This is a genomic window from Streptomyces sp. NPDC090499 (assembly GCF_044769305.1).
Taxonomy (GTDB): Bacteria; Actinomycetota; Actinomycetes; order Streptomycetales; family Streptomycetaceae; genus Streptomyces.
Window position 1 is genome coordinate 770,591 of the sequence record NZ_JBIVXP010000001.1, and the last position, 16,878, is coordinate 787,468.

17 protein-coding genes are annotated in these 16,878 nt (G+C 69.3%); all 17 read left to right on the forward strand.

Translation table 11 applies throughout. The features are described 5' to 3' along the window. The first annotated feature begins 116 nt into the window (after positions 1–116). The 17 genes from ACIQVL_RS03565 (at position 117) to ACIQVL_RS03645 (ending at position 16,844) form a co-directional block, all read left to right on the forward strand. Positions 117–1,412: a phage major capsid protein gene (locus tag ACIQVL_RS03565; protein WP_403474228.1), complete on the forward strand. Its 1,296-nt coding sequence runs from the start codon at positions 117–119 to the stop codon at positions 1,410–1,412. A 78-nt stretch (positions 1,413–1,490) separates the two neighbouring features. Then, the gene (locus ACIQVL_RS03570) at positions 1,491–1,763 is read left to right on the forward strand and encodes a hypothetical protein (RefSeq protein ID WP_403474229.1); all 273 of its coding nucleotides are present in this window, start codon (positions 1,491–1,493) and stop codon (positions 1,761–1,763) included. Then, positions 1,760–3,007 (forward strand): hypothetical protein, encoded by a 1,248-nt coding sequence (locus ACIQVL_RS03575; RefSeq protein ID WP_403474231.1) that lies wholly within the window; start codon positions 1,760–1,762, stop codon positions 3,005–3,007. Before ACIQVL_RS03570 ends, ACIQVL_RS03575 begins: the two co-directional genes overlap by 4 nt. A gap of 39 nt (positions 3,008–3,046) precedes the next feature. Beyond that, positions 3,047–3,793 (forward strand): hypothetical protein, encoded by a 747-nt coding sequence (locus ACIQVL_RS03580; RefSeq protein ID WP_403474232.1) that lies wholly within the window; start codon positions 3,047–3,049, stop codon positions 3,791–3,793. A 193-nt stretch (positions 3,794–3,986) separates the two neighbouring features. Beyond that, positions 3,987–4,478, forward strand: coding sequence for an IPT/TIG domain-containing protein (locus ACIQVL_RS03585; RefSeq protein WP_403474233.1), 492 nt, complete (start codon positions 3,987–3,989; stop codon positions 4,476–4,478). A 124-nt stretch (positions 4,479–4,602) separates the two neighbouring features. Next, positions 4,603–5,199, forward strand: a complete 597-nt coding sequence (locus ACIQVL_RS03590) for a hypothetical protein (protein ID WP_403474234.1) — start codon at positions 4,603–4,605, stop codon at positions 5,197–5,199. A gap of 12 nt (positions 5,200–5,211) precedes the next feature. Next, the gene (locus tag ACIQVL_RS03595; RefSeq protein WP_403474235.1) at positions 5,212–6,075 is read left to right on the forward strand and encodes a hypothetical protein; all 864 of its coding nucleotides are present in this window, start codon (positions 5,212–5,214) and stop codon (positions 6,073–6,075) included. 19 nt (positions 6,076–6,094) lie between these two features. Next, a complete protein-coding gene (locus ACIQVL_RS03600; RefSeq protein WP_403474236.1) occupies positions 6,095–6,427 on the forward strand; it encodes a hypothetical protein in 333 nt (110 codons plus the stop codon). Further along, a complete protein-coding gene (locus ACIQVL_RS03605; RefSeq protein ID WP_403474237.1) occupies positions 6,427–6,957 on the forward strand; it encodes a hypothetical protein in 531 nt (176 codons plus the stop codon). Before ACIQVL_RS03600 ends, ACIQVL_RS03605 begins: the two co-directional genes overlap by 1 nt. Positions 6,958–6,997: 40 nt before the next feature. Beyond that, positions 6,998–7,276, forward strand: a complete 279-nt coding sequence (locus ACIQVL_RS03610) for a hypothetical protein (RefSeq protein ID WP_403474238.1) — start codon at positions 6,998–7,000, stop codon at positions 7,274–7,276. Beyond that, positions 7,276–7,701 (forward strand): hypothetical protein, encoded by a 426-nt coding sequence (locus tag ACIQVL_RS03615; protein WP_403474240.1) that lies wholly within the window; start codon positions 7,276–7,278, stop codon positions 7,699–7,701. The genes ACIQVL_RS03610 and ACIQVL_RS03615 overlap by 1 nt, the downstream gene beginning before the upstream one ends. 73 nt (positions 7,702–7,774) lie before the next feature. Further along, a complete protein-coding gene (locus tag ACIQVL_RS03620; RefSeq protein ID WP_403474241.1) occupies positions 7,775–8,608 on the forward strand; it encodes an IPT/TIG domain-containing protein in 834 nt (277 codons plus the stop codon). Positions 8,609–8,749: 141 nt separating this feature from the next. Continuing rightward, positions 8,750–9,274, forward strand: coding sequence for a hypothetical protein (locus ACIQVL_RS03625; protein ID WP_403474242.1), 525 nt, complete (start codon positions 8,750–8,752; stop codon positions 9,272–9,274). Between the two features lie 297 nt (positions 9,275–9,571). Next, on the forward strand, positions 9,572–13,570 hold the full coding sequence (locus tag ACIQVL_RS03630; RefSeq protein ID WP_403474244.1) for a hypothetical protein: 3,999 nt from the start codon (positions 9,572–9,574) through the stop codon (positions 13,568–13,570). Next, positions 13,563–14,606 (forward strand): hypothetical protein, encoded by a 1,044-nt coding sequence (locus ACIQVL_RS03635; RefSeq protein WP_403474245.1) that lies wholly within the window; start codon positions 13,563–13,565, stop codon positions 14,604–14,606. The genes ACIQVL_RS03630 and ACIQVL_RS03635 overlap by 8 nt, the downstream gene beginning before the upstream one ends. 64 nt (positions 14,607–14,670) lie before the next feature. After that, positions 14,671–15,642, forward strand: a complete 972-nt coding sequence (locus ACIQVL_RS03640) for a hypothetical protein (RefSeq protein ID WP_403474246.1) — start codon at positions 14,671–14,673, stop codon at positions 15,640–15,642. After that, entirely contained in the window at positions 15,642–16,844 is a 1,203-nt protein-coding gene (locus ACIQVL_RS03645) for a hypothetical protein (protein WP_403474248.1), read from the forward strand. The genes ACIQVL_RS03640 and ACIQVL_RS03645 overlap by 1 nt, the downstream gene beginning before the upstream one ends. Positions 16,845–16,878 lie beyond the last annotated feature (34 nt).

Consider the following 16,878-nt stretch of genomic DNA (forward strand, 5'->3'; position numbering starts at 1 on the left):
GCGCGACGTTAACCCCCCTCTCCCTCTTTCATCCCGCCTCGCGTTGAGGCGTCCCGGTGCTGGCCGGGCGAACGGCGCACGTCAACCGCCACCCCAGCACCAGGGAGAGCCCCGAAATGCCCACCAGCCGTATCCAGGAACTGCAGAAGGCGCTCGAGCTCAAGAGCAACGAGGCCGAGCAGATCAGCCAGGGTTTCAAGATCGAGGATGGCGGCCAGTTCGTCGTCTCCAGCGAACAGGCCGCGGCCTTCCGCAAGGTCTCCAGCGAGGCGCAGGAGATCAAGGGCCTCATCGACGCCGAGCAGGGTCTGACCGAGATCAAGCAGTACCTCGACGCCCCAGACGCGCCGCCGGCCGCAGCCGCCCACTACGCGCAGCGCCAGCTGGGCGGCGTCGAGGAGAAGTCCCTCGGCGATCTGTTCGTCGAGTCCGGCTCCTACCAGAGCGCCACCGCCCAGCAGTTCCGTGACAAGCCCTACATCCGTGCCGACATCGAGGGAAAGTCGATCTTCTCCCTGTCCGCAGGCACCGTGACCCACCAGGTCCTCGGCTCTGTGCAGAACGTCGGCATCGCGGAGCGCCCGTTCCGAAAGTTCCACGTGCGAGACCTGTTCCCCAAGTCGACCACGAAGAACGCCGTCCTGTACGGCGCGCGTGAGACCGGCTGGACGAACAACGCCCGCCAGGTGAAGGAGCGGTACGCCGCGGACGGCACGTCGCCGGCCACCGGCGCGGACACCGACACCTGGGGCCGGGCCCCGCGGTCCAAGCTGACCCTGACGCCGGTGATGTACCCGGTCGCCGAGGTCGCCCACCTCCTGGACGCGCACAAGAACATCTTGAGCGACGAACCGCGCCTGAAGACGTTCATCAACACGCGCATGGTGGAGGGTGTCAAGTACGCGGAGGATTGGGACCTCCTGCACTCGGTGGGCGACGGCCAGTCCCTGACCGGCATCTACAACACGCCGGGCGTCCAGCAGTACACCGGTCTCGCGGCCGACCAGTACTCCGTCCAGATCCGTCGCGCCATCACCAAGGCACTGTTGGCCGAGTACGACCCGACCGGCATCGTCCTGTCCCCGACGATGTGGGAGCACGTCGAGGTCGAGGAGGACAAGAACGGGGCCTTCCGCGTCGCCATCGCCGTCGCCATCGGCGCCGAGAAGAAGGTGTGGCGCCTCAACGTCGTCGAGACGACCGCGATGGCCGACACGGACTTCCTCATCGGCGCGTTCGGGCTCGGCGCGCAGCTCCACGACCGCGAGAACGTGTCCGTCACCGTCTCCTCGGAGAACGCGGACAACTACGAGAAGGGATTGATCACGTTCAGGGCCGACGAGCGCCTGGCGCTCGAGGTTCCCCGGCCGGAGAGCTTCGTCATCGGCTCCTGGACCCAGCCGACCGGCTGATCCAGGCCGCAGTGAGGGGGTGCACCCGGGCATGGGTGCACCCCCTCCCCGTACCACCGACACGACGAGGAGACCCTGGTGATCGAGAAACAGCTCACGGGACTTGCGGCAGATCTGGACGCCCTCACCACCACCCCGGCCGTACAGCGGGGACCGCGATGCCACATCGGACTTCTGCTGGAGACCGCGGACACCGACGTGGCCACGTCGCTGCGCACCGTCCTGGAGACGACCGTGTCCGCCACGGTCATCGCCGAAGCCCTCTCGCGGTACGGCGACCCGGTCACGGCCTGGACGGTCAACCGGCACCGCAGACGCGGGACCCCCAACGGCTGCAGGTGCGCGCGATGAGCCTCAGTCAGGACCTGCAAGCGCTCATCGAGCCGGCCGCCCCGCAGCAGAGCCAGCCCGCGCAGTCGCAGCGCCCGCAACAGGCCGCGCCCCGCGGCTGGGAATCCGGGGTGCGCTACGAGCCGGGCGGCACGATGGTCGTCACCGCCCCGCCCGCCGACAGCCATCCCGCCGGAGTGGCCGACTGGCGCCAGCGCGTCGAGGAGATGGGCCTCGCCATCCCCGAGGGCTTCCGCGTCCGCCTCGTCGAGGCCAAACATGACCCCAGCGCATGGCATCGCGACGCCCAGGGCGACGACGCCGTCACCCGCGCGGTGTGGCGCTGCAAGTACGTCATCGAACCCGCAGCACCCGCATGGATGTCCGCTGGCGACGTCGACGCCCTGATGCGCGACGCGATGCGCCGCCGCCGCAAGACGCGCCCGGCCATCGACACCGCCGAGCGTGCCCTGGTGGTGGTGTACGCCGACGCGCAGGCCGGGAAGGTCGGTCGGGACGGAGGCACGCCGGAGCTCATCGCCCGGATCGCCGACCGGTTCGACCGGCTCGACGACCACGTCCGGGACCTGAAGGCCGTGGGCCGCGGCCCGTCCGTCGCCTACTGGGCCGACGCCGGAGACTGCGTCGAAGGCTTCGAGAACACCACGCAACAGGCCTTCACCAACGACCTGGCCCTGACGGAGATGGTCCGCGTCCATCGCCGCGTGACCTTCGAGGGCCTGGACCGTCTCGCCGGGAAGTTCGGCCGTGTCGTCGCCGCGACGTGCGGCAGCAATCACGGCCGGGTGCGCCGCGGGAAAGACACCGTGGGCCCGCCGGTCGACGACTGGGGCATTGAGGTCATGTCCCAGGTGGCCGACGCCTACGCCCGCAACGAGGACGCCTACGGGCACGTCTCGTTCGTGATGCCGGAGCGGTGGCGGGACAGCGTGAGCTTGGACGTCGCCGGGAAGATCGTGGGCCTGTCCCACGGCCATCAGTACCCGCGGCCGGACAAGGCGGGTGACTGGTGGCGCGGGCAGACGTTCGGCCGTCAGCCCGTGGCGGACGCCGACATCCTCATCACGGGCCACTTCCACCACTTCCGGGCACAGCAGATGGGCAACGGCCGTCTGTGGATCCAGGCCCCGACCCTGGACAACGGCAGCGACTGGTACGCCGTCCGCTCCGGCGAGGTCTCGTCCTCGGGTCTGCTGGTGTTCAGCGTCGGCCCGGACGGCTGGGACGACCTGCGGATCCTCTGAGCGCGACGCAAGCCAGCCCAGGACCCCACGGTCCGGGGCATGACTGAGAAACCACGGTGGCTACTCACCCAAAACAGCGATATGCGCAGGCAGGGCATCTACAACTGGTCAATCCCGGCGTGGGCCGGGACCCTGCCTGACGGCCGGAACTACAACACGTGCCCCTCAGCGGGCATCTGCGCCCCACTCTGCTACGCACGCCAGGGCGCTTACCGGTTCCCGGGCGTCAAGGCCCGGCACGAGGCGAACCTGATGATGGTCCTGGACGATCTGCCCGGCTGGGAGGCGCAGATGACCGCCGAGCTCCAGCACAAGCGGTACCAAGACCGCTGGGTCCGCTGCCACGACGCCGGCGACTTCTTCTCCCGGGAGTACACCGACGCGTGGATGCGGATCATGCGGGCCGCGCCGGGCGTCCGCTTCTACGCGTACACCAAGAGCGTCACCCTGTTCCGCGAGGCCGTCGAACCGGACCCACCCGCCAACTTCAAGTGGGTGTACTCGCTCGGAGGCCGCGAGGACCACCTGGTCGACGTGACCATCGAACGGCACGTCGACATCTTCCCCGACGAGGAGTCCCTCGCCGAGGCCGGATACACCTCCCGCGGCACAGCCGAGGAGGGGTGCCTGGTGTCCGTGCTGGGCCCGCAGAAGGTCGGCATTGCCGCGAACAACATCAAGCACCTCAAGAAGAAGCAGGGTCCCAACCGCTGGAGCGACCTGCAGCGCGCCCAGGACGAGCGCCGCCGCGGGCCCGGCAAGCAGTTCCAGAGCGGACGGCCGTAGCCGCCAAGGGGTACACCAAGATCGTTCTTGCCCAATTGGGCAAGCGTCACCCGGCACCGGATCCGTGCCGGACGACATCAAGATCGTTCTTTCCCAATTGGGCAAGTGCCCCACCCGGCAGGGCGCGACCGTAACCGCTCGGGTGGGGCACGGTGCCCGCGCCCAACACAGACACGAGAGAGGGGCGTGGAGCATGGCGCTCTATAAGGCGGACGGAACCCGCATCACGAAGGCGGCGTTCCCTTCCACCACCGCAGGCATCACCGACCCCGAGGTGATCGTCACACAGGACGTATACGCCACCCGTCACAGCGACGAGGGCAGCTACTACACCGGCACCAGCAACGACACGAAGCCCGAGGGGTCCGTCAAGACCCTCGCCTTCAAGGCGGGGCAGGTGGTCCGGCAGTCGGCGATCAGCGCCCAGTACCCCGCGGCGACGATCGACAGCATCAGCCCGGCAACGGGCGGTGTCGCCGGAGGCACGGTCGTGACCATCACCGGCAGGTACCTCGATGGCGTCACCTTGGTCACCTTCAACGGCGTCACAGGCACCGCCCTGAACGTCGTCTCCGCCACGAAGCTGACCGTCACCACGCCGGCCGTGACGGCAGGCGCGAGGGACGTCGTCCTGGTCGACGACGCGGGCAACACGACCAAGACCGGCGGGTTCACCTTCGCCTGACCCGCAGGGCACGGGGCGGCTTCCTTCGCAGGGGGCCGCCCCGTGTCGTAGAGCGCGACACAAGCTGTGCCCGGAGTGCAGGGTGCGCGCCGTCCGGACCAACCCCCTGAGAGGGAGCCCACTCATGGCAGGCACCACCGCCCGCACCCGCAAGACCACGGCCAAGGTCGCCGAGGCCGCCCCCGAGCAGGAGCCCGCCGCCGAGGCCGCTCCCGCCCCGGAGGCCGCACCCACCGAAGCCACCACCCCGGCCCCCGCCGAGGAGTCGACCACGGAGGCCGCCGCCGCGGAGACGACGCCCACGGCCGAAGACACCCCGGCCGACGCCAGCACCCCGAAGGCACCCGAGGCCGCTCCGCTCGAGCCGCCGGCCGTGCAGGACGCGCCGGAGGCACCGGCGGCAGCCATCTACGCCAGCCCCACCGAGGTCATCCCCGACGAGGCGAACCTGTCCGAGGTGATCATCGACGACGCCACCAAGCGGCCTCCGGCCGACCCCAGCAACGTGTTCCGGCCGCTCACCCCGTACGGCTCCACTCTCGTGTGCACCCTGCGACTGGTCGAGCGGACGTACCTCGGGCCGCACGCGAACCCGATCGAGCGTCTCCTGCAGCCCGCGGGCGCGCACGTCTCCGAAGGCGTCGCCGCGCGGATCCAGGAGCGACTGGATACCCAGGCCAAACGGCTCGCCGCCCAGGCCGGCGCGACGACCGAGCAGTAAGGGGAGCCCGGGGTGTCGACCTTCGACTACAAGCCCATGTACGGCGGGGCGCACTACGACCCCGAACCGGCCGGAGGGCAAGTCACCAGCCTGTCCCTCTACGACGGCCCAGACCGCACCACCTTCTCGGCGGGAGCAGGGCCGGCCACTCGGCTGCGCGCCGGGGTGTATCGGTTCGCGCTGCCCGACGTGCCGCCAGGCCGCTACTGGGCCACCGTCGCCTTCACCCCGAGCGAGGGAGCCCAGCCCGTCAAGGACGAGTCCGTACGCATGGACTTGCCCCTGGGGCTGGGCCTCGTCACCTCCCCCGAAGCCGTCGCCAAGGAACTCGGCGTCCCGCTCCCGCTCACCGCGGAGCAGCGTGACGACCTGCTGACCGCCATCCGCAAGGCACAGGCCGACGTCGTCGGATACCTCGGCCAGCCCGTCATCCCCCAGCTCGTCACCCGCACCGCCCTCACTCCTTACTGGCGCCGAGACGAGGACCTGGAGGACCCCGAGTCGTGGCCGTTCGAGGCCGACGACCTGGTCCAGGTCTCCGCCTACTGCGACCGCGGAGATGGCACCTACGACGTCGACTTCCTCGTGGGCTTCGACGGCGCCGCGAACGACCCCGTCGTCAGATACGTGACCACGCACGCCGCAGAGTCCGAGCGGCTCCGCCCCGGCGGTGTCGGCTCCCAGGGCCGCCGCGTGTCCTCCGTCAGCGCGGAGGGACAGTCGATTTCCTACGAGTCGGCACCGACCACCGGCCAGGCCGGCGCACTGCCCGAGCTCAGCAGTCTGTCCCGCTGGAAACGCCGCCTGTTCCAGCCGCTGAACCGGCCCGCCCGCCCACCGTGGCCGTACTCCTCCAGTCGCGGCCGCGGCTACTGACGAACGGGAGCTGCTGGCCATGACTGTTGTGCTGCCGAACGCCACGCTCACGGTGTACGTGCTCGCCCACCCCTGGGCACGCGACGCCAATGGCGTGCCCGTCCCACCGAACCCGAACCAGAAGCCCGCCCCGCGCGGCACCTGGCCTGGGTCTGTCCTCGAACAGGACGACGGTTCATGGACCGTACGGCTCGCCCCGCAGGCATGGCCGGTCAAGGAAGGCGACACCATCTCCGACGAGACCGGCCGGACCTGGACGCTCACCAGCACCCGCAACCACGCCGTACCCGGCTGCCCGGATGTCGACTACGTCCAAGCCACCGCCACCCTCAACCCGCCGCAGGTGGCGTGATGGCCAAGTTCACGCCCGCGCAGGGCCTCGAGGAGCAACTCGCCCGCATGCTCGCCCCCGCGGTGCAGCGCATCGCCCACCAGGTCGAGATCGAGGCGAAGCGGTTGGCCCCGCCCATCAAACGATGGGTGACCGTGGGCGACGACAAGGTCCGCCCCACCCACGTCGCGGCCCAGGGCCAGGAGGTCCCCGGGAACCTGCGCTTCTCGATCAACTCCATGCGGTGGGACATGGAACACCGCGGCGTCGGCGCCCAGACCTACATGCTCGAGCCCCGCGACGAGAGCTCCCGGGCCGTCGCCAACCTCAAGAACTGCCGCTGCACCACGCACAAGGACCCGGACGGCATCGCCCGGCACATCAACACGGGACAGCCGGTCGTCGCCGGGAAGAAGGTCACCGTCACCGTGTCCGTACAGGCCCCCATGGTTGTCGAGGCCGAAGTGGGCACCGTCTACCCGGGCAACCTGCGTGCCGATGGCGCACACTTCATGTCCGGCGCGGCCGCCATCGTCGCCGCCCGCCACTGAGCACGCGACACAAGTGAGCCGCGCCCGCACAGTGCGCGCCATGGCTACGAACACGACCACCAAGAAGCCCGCCGCCGCGGCGGAGGAGTCCGCCGAGACCGTCACTGAGACCGCCGCGGCCCCGCCCGCACCCAAGACGCCGGCCCCCGCCCCGGAAGTCGTCGGCCCCGCCCTGCGGCCCGGCGTCGAACCGGTCTCGGTCACGCTGTCGCACCACCACACCATCGACGGCACCGACTACCCGCCCGGCGCCGAACTCCTCGTCGCCCCGGACTACGCCAACCACCTGCGCGCGCAGGGCTACGTCTCCCGCACCTGATGAGCGAGCTGACCCTGGCGGACGCGGATCCGGTCTCCGCGATCCTCGCCTGGCTACAGGAACACCCGGAGGCCGCCGACGCACTCGGCGGCCCCGGCCGCGTGTCCGGAATCGCGGAAGCCCCCTGGCCGCACCTCCTGATCAGTCACGGGCCCGGCGGTGACCTGCGGGACCTGCTCTGGGCCATCGCGCCGGAGGTGACGCTCGAGGTCTACGGCGACCCGGGCGGCTGGCCAGGGCAGGCTGAACTACGGCGCATCCTGATGCGCTGCGCCAAGGCAGCCCAGGACCTGGTGGAGGCGCCTCACGTCCCCGGCCGACCGGTCATCAGCGGCATCAAGCCGTCCGGGCTGCTCGTGTGGTCCCCGCTCGTCGACGGCCAACCGCGGTGGCTGATGAACCTCTCCGTCACCCTCCACCCTTGACGACGCGACGCTAACCACCCCGGCTCTCCAAGGTGTCCGCGCCCTAGTACCGGACACCAAGGAGAGGCCCGCCATGGCTGGCGAGAGCACCAACAACAACGAGATCGTCATCCCCCAGCTCAGCCGCCTGTGGCTGGCTCCCGTCGGCACCGTGGCCCCGGCCGACGCCACGGTGACAATGCCCGCGGGGTGGTACACGGTCGGCCTGTTCACCGAGGACAGCCTCAAGTTCAACAGTGAGCCCAACTTCGAGCAGGTCAAGTCCGCGCAGTCGAGCTACCCGACCCGCACCTTCCAGACCAGCGATGCCGCGACCATCGAGGTCGACCTGCAGCAGTGGTCCGGCAAGAACTTCCGGGCGGTGTACGGCGGTGGCCGCATCAACGCCATCACCCCGGCCGGAGGCGGTGCCAAGCACTTCAAGTTCACGCCGCCCCGGATCGGTGGCCGCACCGAAGTCGCAGCGTGCATCGAGGTCGTCGACGGTGGCAAGCACTACCGCTACCCGATTCCCCGCGCCATGCAGATGGAAGGCGTCTCCAAGGACCTCGCCAAGACCAAGGAGGCCGTGCTCCCGCTGCGCCTGGCCGTCCAGGGCGGCGACGACACGGATGCCTGGTACGTACTGACGGACGACCCGGCGTTCCAGCCCCCGGTCCCGACCATCACCACCCTGTCGCCGAGCACGGGCCCGATCGCGGGCGGCACCGTCGTCACGATCGTCGGCACCGACCTCGACAGCGCGACCGGCGTGACTTTCGGCACTGGGGCCGGTACCGCGCTCGTCGTCGAGAGCGACACCGAGCTGACCGTCACGACCCCGGCCGGTACCACCGGCGCCAAGGACGTGACCGTCACGACCGCAGGCGGCACCGCGACCAAGACCGGCGGCTTCACCTACGCGTGACCCGGGCCTGCGGCCGCCCCTTCCTTGCCGCGGTGAGGCAGGGGCGGCCGCACTCCGCGACACAAGCCGTGCAGCGCTGCCACTGTCCGCGCGCTGCCACACACGGCAACCCAGCTACGTACTCAAGAAGAGGTCACGCACATGTCGTTCGTCATCGACCTGGACGCCGAGCGCCGCGAGGTTCAGTACCCCGACGGCATCCCGGTCCAGTTGGGCGGAGAACAGTTCATCTTCCCGGCGGAGCTGCCGGCGGAAGCCCTCGACCCGATTCTGTCGGACGAGCTGGACCTGGTCGGTCTCCTCGGCGAAGTCCTCGAGTCGTCCGACGGCGACGCCGGCGTCAAGGATGTCGTCAACGCCATCTTCCGGCGCCCGACCCTGCCGCGGATGTTCCTCGCAGCGATCCGCGAGACGTACGCGATCCTCCTCGGCGACCAGCATGAGGACTTCCTCGCGCAGCGTCCGTTCATCGGCGACTACATCCGCCTGACAACCGGCCTGACCCGGGTCTACGGGGTCGAGTTGGGAAAGCTCTTTCGGTCGGCCGACTCCTCCGAGAACGATTCTCCGACGTCGAGTCCGACCTCTCCCGCTACCACCGAGTCGACGCCCGACGGGTCTGGCTTCGTCCCGGACAGCCTGGATTCCTCGGACTCCGACGGCTGATCTCTCTCGTCGACGGCCTCCCAGACGACTCCCAGGTTCGCTCCGTCCCCCTCGGGGGCTGGAACCGACACCTCGAGCTCCTGGCGCTGCTCGTCGAGGAGATCGGGCTTCTCGCCGCGGACAAGCGCCGCGAGGAGCCGACCACCATCGTTCGCCCGCCGCGCTCCGGCACCACGACGCGCAGCAGCTCCGGCACCACGCCCCAGCCGCCGCAGTCCGCCCCGGAACCGTCGGCGCCCCGCATGACCGGCCACAAGCAGATGCTCGCGGCGGCCATGCAGAGAGGAATGGTCCGTAGTGGGTGAGGGTCTGCAGGCCGGTCGCCTCGACGTGCCGGTCGTCGCGGACCTTGCAGGGTTCGCGGCCAAGCTGCGCAGCGAGGTCGAGGCGGCCGCCGAGGGCCTGGCCGCCAAGATCAAGGTAGAGGTCGACGCCAAGGGCCTGCGTAAGCAGATCAAGAAGGCCGTCGAGGAAGCCTCCAAGGGCATCACGGCGAAGATCAAAGTCAGGGTCGACGAGGAGCGGTTCCGGTCCGAGCTGGACGGGATCCGGCGCCGCCTCGACGACGAGGACTTGAACCTTCCCGTCCGCCCCAACGGCGGCCGCCGTGACGGCCTCCTCGACGGACTGCGCGGCATCATCGGGGGCGCCCAGCGTGACGCCGACCGCAACCCCGTCAACGTCCCCATCAAGCCGAAGCTGCCCGGCGGCCGCGGGGCACTGATCGGCGGCATCCTCACCCTCATCGAGCCGGCCGTCGCGCTGATCACCCAGTACGGCGCAGGCCTTACCGCGATGGTGTCCGCGGCCGCGCCCGCGGTCGGTGTCCTCGGCGCGATACCGGGGCTAATCGCCGCGGCGGGCTCCGCAGCGATCGGCACGAAGCTCGCGTTCTCCGGGGTGGGCGACGCCCTCAAGGAGACGCTGAAGATCCAGCAGCAGCAGGCCGCCGGGACCAAGATCACGGCGGCTGAGCAGCAGAAGCTGGACCAGGCCGTGGACAAGCTGGGCACCTCGGCCCGCAAGTCCGTGAAGGACATCGCGTCACTGTCCCCGGCCTGGGACAAGGTCAAGAAGTCCATCAGCGACCGATTTTTCAGCCGCATCGAAGGGGACATCAAGCCGCTCGCAAAGGCCACGCTCCCCCTGCTGAAGAGCGCCCTCGGCGACTCGGCTTCCCAGATGGGAAAGCTCGCCGACCGCGGCGCCCAGTTCATGAAGTCCAGCATCTTCCGCCGGGACTTCAAGACCATCGCGGGCACCAACTCCCGCGTGCTGGGCAGCATGACCAACGGCCTGGCCAACATGGGCCACGCCACACTCGACTTCCTCGTCGCGAGCGGCCCCTTCGTCGAGCGGGTCGGCCGCGGCACCGAGCGCATGACCCAGTGGGTCCGCGCCCAGGTCCAGGCCGGCCGTGAGACGGGGAGCCTCGCCAAGTTCCTCGACCACGCGGGCGACGCGGCCGGACAGCTCGGCCGTACCACCGGGAGCCTGATCAAGGGACTCGGCGGTGTCGGCAAGGCCGCCATGGACACCGGCCAGTCCCTCCTGGACGGCCTTGAGGGCAGCATGAAGCGCTTCGAGCGCTACGCCCAGTCAGGCGCCGGGCAGAAGGCGATGAAGGCCTATTTCGCCGGGTCGGCGCCGGTGTTCCACGAGGTCAACCTGCTGTTCGGCGACATGATGCGCGGCCTCGGCAAGACCATGAAGGACGGCGGCGTCCTCGACCTGGTCCGCCAGATCCGGCTGCAGCTCATGCCCGCGATCGGCACGTTCTTCAACTCCCTCGGGCACAACATCGGTCCCGCGCTCATCGCTGTCATCTCGAACGTTGCTGAGGCCCTCGGGAACCTGTCGGCGGCCGGCAGCGGCCTCGGCGTACTGCTCGCCGCGTTCAACGGTCTCCTGCACGGCGTCAACGAGGTAACACGGGCGTTCCCGTTCCTGAACACCGCGGCGGCGATCCTGCTGGGAACCATGCTGGCGTTGAAGGTCGTCAGCACCATCACCACCATGCTGGGCCGCTTCGGCACATCGGTGATGGGCGCGGGCACTTCCGTCAGAACCCTGAACACCACGCTGCGCGGAACGCAGACCTCGACGGGCACGAACCTGAGCCTGTGGGGCCGTATGACCGCCGTCTACGGCCGGGTGTCCCAGAGCGGCAACCGGCTGACCGGCACCCTGCGCGGCATCGGAGCCGCCAACCGTGTCGCCATGCGGGCCCTCGGCGGTATCACCTCGGCTCTCGGCGGCCCCCTCGGTATCGCCATCACCGGTGTCACCATCGGTCTCGGCCTGCTCGCCTCCCACCAGGAAGCCGCCGCCCGCGCCGCCCAAGCCCACCAGGAGCGCGTGAAGTCCCTGACGGACGCCCTGGTCCAGTCGGGCGGCGCGATCGACGCCAACGTGAGGGCCCAGGCCGCTCAGCTCCTGCAGGACACAGAACTGGCCGACGGCAAGGGCAAGCTGATCGACATGGCCGCCAAGGCCGGCATCAGCCTCGGCCAGTTGACGAACGCCTACCTCGGACAGGGCACCACCCTCGAAGCCCTTCAGAAGGATCTGCAGGACACGGCCGACGCCCATGAGGAGTGGGTGACGAGCGGCAACGTGGCCGTGCAGACCTGGGACGACGAGGGACTCGCAGCGATTCGCGCCAAGGACGCGATCGGCTCGGTCCGCGGCGAGCTGGAGAGCAGCCAGAAGGACCACAAGGCCCTGGCCGATGCCATCAACAACTCCGGCACCAACGGCACCACCGTGTACGACCGGCTGTCGGCGGCCGTCCTCGGGTTCTCCGACAAGACGAAGTCGGCGGATGAGCGGACCCAGGCCCTCAAGCGGGCTCTGGACGCCCTCAACGGCAATACCACGTCGTTCCACGACGCCGAGGCGCAGCTCAACCAGGTGATGCTCCAGGTCGACGACACGATGAAGTCGAACATCGACCACGCGGACGGTTGGGGCAAGAAGCTCGTCGGCAACGACAAGCTCGTCGACACCAGCACCAAGAACGGCCAGTCGCTGAACAGCCAGCTCACGGAGCTGCGCGACTCCATGCTGGCCGTCGCCACCAGCGCGCAGGAGGCCGGCGAGTCCGGCGCGATCCCGATGGCGCAGGCGATGGACAAGAGCCAGGCCGCCATGGAGAACGCCCGGAAGAAGGCGCTCGAGCTGGCCCGGGACATGGGTGTCCCGAAGAAGGAGGCGAAGGAGCTCGTCGACCAGATGGGTTTCGTGCCGTCCGAGATTCAGACGGTGGTCATGGGCAACATGCCCGAGGCGACCCAGCAGGTCCTCGCGCTACGCAACCAGCTTGAGGCCCTGAAGCCCGGCAAGACCATCACGATCGACGCACCCACCGCCGCGGCCCAGGCGCAGCTCAAGGCCTTGGGCTTCACAGTGGAGAAGGTCCCCCACAGCAAGAAGATTGCGGTCACCGCTCCGACCACCGGAGCCCGTGCGGACCTGGCCGCGCTCGTCGCGGACATGGCGAAGGCGCCGAAGAAGAAGCAGGTCACCGTCGAGGCGATCATCAAGCAGGCAGCAGGCGACCTGAAGGGCATCCAGGAGAAGGTCGCCAGCCTCAAACCGAAGAAGTCGATCACGGTGACGGCCCCGACATCCGTGGCACAGAAGGCGCTCAAGGACCTCGGATTCAAGATCGAGAACGTCGACAAGGGCGGCAAGAAGGTCAAGATCACCGCGCCGAACGCCACCCCGCTCGCCCAGGTCCAGCGGATCCAGAGCGCGATCAACAACCTGACCGGCCGCACCATCAACGTCACCGTGCAGTACACCGAGTCAGGCAAGCCGGCCGTGGTCCGTACGCACGCGGACGGCGGCATCGTGCAGTACGCCAACGGCGGCATCCGCCGCGCCACGGACCGCATCAAGGCGTTCGCGGCCGGCGCCGAGAACCACATCGCGCAGATCGGCAAGCCCGGCGAATGGCGGCTGTGGTCGGAGCCCGAGACCGGGGGCGAGGCCTACATCCCCCTGGCCCCCGGCAAGCGCAAGCGCAGCGAGGCAATCCTCGAAAAGGTCGCGGAGATGTTCGGCGGCCGCGTCGTGTACTTCGCCAACGGCGCGCTGCGCCAGTACGCCCAGGGCGGCGTACGCGCACGGGCCACCACCGTCCGGCAGCGAGCAGCAGCCACGCAGGCAGCCGCCTCCCTCGTCGGCGGTGACCTGAACCTCAACATCGGCGCCGTGGACAGCACATCCACCGCCCTGGACGACGCCATGTTCGAACTGCGTCGGATTCGCCTGGGAGGCAGCAATGCGTGACGGCGACTGGTACATCAGCTACTCCTCCTACGACAACTACCCGGGTGCGCTGCTGCACTTCGGGCGGGAGGACGCGGGCATCTACTGCCTATCGGAGCCGGACATCGCGTTCGCGGACATCGACGACGCCGATACGGCGCTGCCCGGCGAGGACGGTGTCCGCATGGGCCGCGACTACCAGCGCAGCGCCACCGCCACGTTCGAGCTGGGCGTCGACGGCAGTCACACGCTCATTGACCGGCACTGGCCCCTGCGCCCCGGGCCAGGCGACCAGGCCGGCAACTGGTCCGAGATGGAGGCCGCGCTGGCATTCGTAAAGAAGTACGGCCAGGGCCCCGCCGTACGGGGTCTGGACGGCGTGAACCTGCTGCGCCAGGCGTGGCGGGCCGACGCCATCCGCGGCAAGGCGGGACGCATCTCCGTGCTCGCCCACAAGACGGCAGGCCGCACCCGCCGGCTGTACGGCCGCCCGCGGAAATTCGCGGTCTCCCACTCCCGGCTCGCATCCCAGGGGTACACCCCCGTCGTCGCCGACTTCGTCGCGGTCGACGATCGGTTCTACGACGAGACGGAGCAGCAGGCCGAGCTCTACGACCACAAAGCGGCCACCCTGCCGTGGCGGCCGGGCCGGGGAGCACCGCCGATTCCGCAGTACACGTCCAAGAAGACCGTCGAGTTCCAGCAGAAAGGCACGGTGAGCACGTTCCCGTACATCGACGTCTACGGGCCGTGCAAGAACCCCAAGATCACGATCAACAAGGATCTGTGGGCGGTACAGCTCGGGATGACGATCGCGGCCGGCGACTACGTTCGGATCGACCCGCGGCCGTGGGCCCGCACGGTCATGCTCTACAGCGGGTCGAGCTCCAAATCGGTCGCGGACAAACTGACCCGCGCGTCGCCCCTCCTGAGGCAGATGTTCATCCCGCCTGGCCGTTGGTCGGCGTCCCTGTCGTACACCTCGGCCCTTCCCGCACCGACCCTGGACGGGCCGCGGATCCTCATCAACTGGCGGGACGCCTTCAACTGGTGGTGAGCGGGCGACAGTAGCCCCTGCCGCCGCTCACGCTCTCCCCTTCCGTACGGAGAAGGAGAGCAGCATGACGTGGGACCCGATTCCCTGGTTCGTGGAGAACACGGCGGCGTCCGAGGAGGTACTGCGGCTGATCGCCGACGTCGCTGCAACCGGCGGGGAGGGCATCGTGGGCCCCGCGGACCTCCTGGTGACCGCCCTGGACGTCCCGGCCGGTGCGGTCCAGGTAGGGCCGGGCGCCATGGTCGCCAAGCGCCGGGCATCAGCGGGCGGGGGCAGCCAGAGCTACGCGGCACGGATGCCGACGTCGGAGCAGGTGGACATCGAGCCGACGTCGGTGGACGGCGGCCGCTCGGACCTGATCATCGTCCGGATAGAGGACCCGTACGGCGGGGAGACGTGGCCGGCGCCGGAGGACCCGGAGCTCGGCCCGTACGTGTTCACCCGGGTCATCCCCGACGTGCCGGTGGGCACCACGAGCGTCCTCGACATCGACCCCGACTCCACCGCGGTCACCCTGGCGCGGGTCGACATGCCGGCGGGGACGACGAACATCACCGCGGCGATGGTCACCGACCTGCGGCAGCTCGCGCGGCCGCGGTCGCAGGCCTCCCGCCGCTACCTGCCCGGCGCCTGGTCGACCCCGGACGACGTCGGCGCGATCAGCGACACCTGGGAGGCCTTCCCCCTCGGCGCCTCATGGACAGAGAAGACCCCGGAGTGGGCGACTCACGTAGCGGTACACGTGTCCATTACGGGCCTGCTCCACCCGGACACTGTGGAGGCGCGCGGGCAGCTCCGGGTGTCGTTCGCCGACACCCAGCACGGCGTCGGGATGCCGTTCAGCGCCTCCCAGGCCGGCCGTCTCGCGGTACAGGCGGGGGCCAAGTTCGCCCTCGCCTCGGCCGACCGCGGGGAGATGCTCGACATCGACGTCGAGGGCACTGGCACCGCGGGCTTCACCGGCGTACTGCGCGCGGACGCCTACACGGTGCTGTCGCTCGAGGTGACCTACTCGCAGGAGCCGGTGAGTGCCTGATGAGCGGGTGGCGGTACATCGCGATGCGCGCGGTGTCGGGTGACTTCCTGGACTGGGACGTGCCGTTCGTCGCCGACTCCCCGCCCAAGCGGGAACTGAACGGGCCCGGCCAGATGACGGGGACGATCTCCCCGGAGTACATGCGGTTGATGGCCAAGCCCGACGGCCTGCCCGTCCTCGCGGAGTGGTCGACCGCTCTGTTTGCGGAGTTCGAGGGCCGTATCCGGTGGGGCGGACTGATCACGAACATCGCCTTCGAGAACCAGTCGATGAAGATCACGTGTGCGGGTTACACCGCCTACCCGTCCGGGATGCCGTACTTCGGGACCGCGATCCGTTCCGGCGCCATCATCGCCCAAAAGTGGGCGTACGACGGAAAAGACAAAAACCACGACGGGTACATCGACGGCACCAGCCCCAAGCGGAAGATGCCGAAGAAGCCGAAGGACAAGGTCAGCGCCCGGTGGGACGCCTACGACGTCGTCCGGACCATCTGGACCCACCTGCAGAGCTACAAGATGGGCGCCCTGGGCGTCGCCCTCGACGGACACGACTCCGGTTACAAGCTCGGCGCGGCGAGCGGCAAGGATCCGTGGGAGCTGCTGTGGTGGGACAGCCCCGACTGCGGCTCCACCATCACCGACGTGATGAACCTGGCGAAGGGCGATTTCCTCGAGCGCCACTACTGGGACGGCAGCAAGGAGAAGATCCTCCACCACATCGACTTCGGCACCCGGCGCCTCGGCAAGGCCCGCAGCGATCTGCGTTTCGCCCAGGGCGAGAACATCGTCGAGATCGCGACCCCGTCCTACCAGGGTGATTTCTTCGCGAACAACGTCTACGTCCTGGGCAAGGGCAGCGGCCAGAAGACCGCCCGGGTCCGCGTCGTCGTCGACGACAAGCGCCTACGCCGGGCAAAGATCATCGCGCACAAGAGCACCGCGAACGCGAAGACGCTGACTGAGTACGGCAAGAAGGAACGCGCCAAGCACTCCGAACAGCTCACGATCCCGTCCATCGCGATCCGCCACCACCCCAACGCCCCCCTGGGCTCATGGACTCTCGGGGACCGCATCCTCGTCCAGGTCGACATCCCGTGGGTGGGCGAGCTCGCCGTCTGGCACCGCATCACGGCCGAGGAGATCGACCTCGCCGCCGGCACCGCGATCCTCTCCCTGACGCGCGCCGACTTCTACGGCTGACCAGGCCGCGACACTAACCCGTTCGCCCCTCCAC

Coding starts and splice junctions, on each gene's coding strand:
- ACIQVL_RS03565 (WP_403474228.1), top strand. CDS start 117: ATGCCCACCAGCCGTATCCAGGAACTGCAGAAGGCGCTCGAGCTCAAG.
- ACIQVL_RS03575 (WP_403474231.1), top strand. CDS start 1,760: ATGAGCCTCAGTCAGGACCTGCAAGCGCTCATCGAGCCGGCCGCCCCG.
- ACIQVL_RS03580 (WP_403474232.1), top strand. CDS start 3,047: ATGACTGAGAAACCACGGTGGCTACTCACCCAAAACAGCGATATGCGC.
- ACIQVL_RS03585 (WP_403474233.1), top strand. CDS start 3,987: ATGGCGCTCTATAAGGCGGACGGAACCCGCATCACGAAGGCGGCGTTC.
- ACIQVL_RS03590 (WP_403474234.1), top strand. CDS start 4,603: ATGGCAGGCACCACCGCCCGCACCCGCAAGACCACGGCCAAGGTCGCC.
- ACIQVL_RS03600 (WP_403474236.1), top strand. CDS start 6,095: ATGACTGTTGTGCTGCCGAACGCCACGCTCACGGTGTACGTGCTCGCC.
- ACIQVL_RS03605 (WP_403474237.1), top strand. CDS start 6,427: ATGGCCAAGTTCACGCCCGCGCAGGGCCTCGAGGAGCAACTCGCCCGC.
- ACIQVL_RS03610 (WP_403474238.1), top strand. CDS start 6,998: ATGGCTACGAACACGACCACCAAGAAGCCCGCCGCCGCGGCGGAGGAG.
- ACIQVL_RS03615 (WP_403474240.1), top strand. CDS start 7,276: ATGAGCGAGCTGACCCTGGCGGACGCGGATCCGGTCTCCGCGATCCTC.
- ACIQVL_RS03620 (WP_403474241.1), top strand. CDS start 7,775: ATGGCTGGCGAGAGCACCAACAACAACGAGATCGTCATCCCCCAGCTC.
- ACIQVL_RS03625 (WP_403474242.1), top strand. CDS start 8,750: ATGTCGTTCGTCATCGACCTGGACGCCGAGCGCCGCGAGGTTCAGTAC.
- ACIQVL_RS03635 (WP_403474245.1), top strand. CDS start 13,563: ATGCGTGACGGCGACTGGTACATCAGCTACTCCTCCTACGACAACTAC.
- ACIQVL_RS03640 (WP_403474246.1), top strand. CDS start 14,671: ATGACGTGGGACCCGATTCCCTGGTTCGTGGAGAACACGGCGGCGTCC.
- ACIQVL_RS03645 (WP_403474248.1), top strand. CDS start 15,642: ATGAGCGGGTGGCGGTACATCGCGATGCGCGCGGTGTCGGGTGACTTC.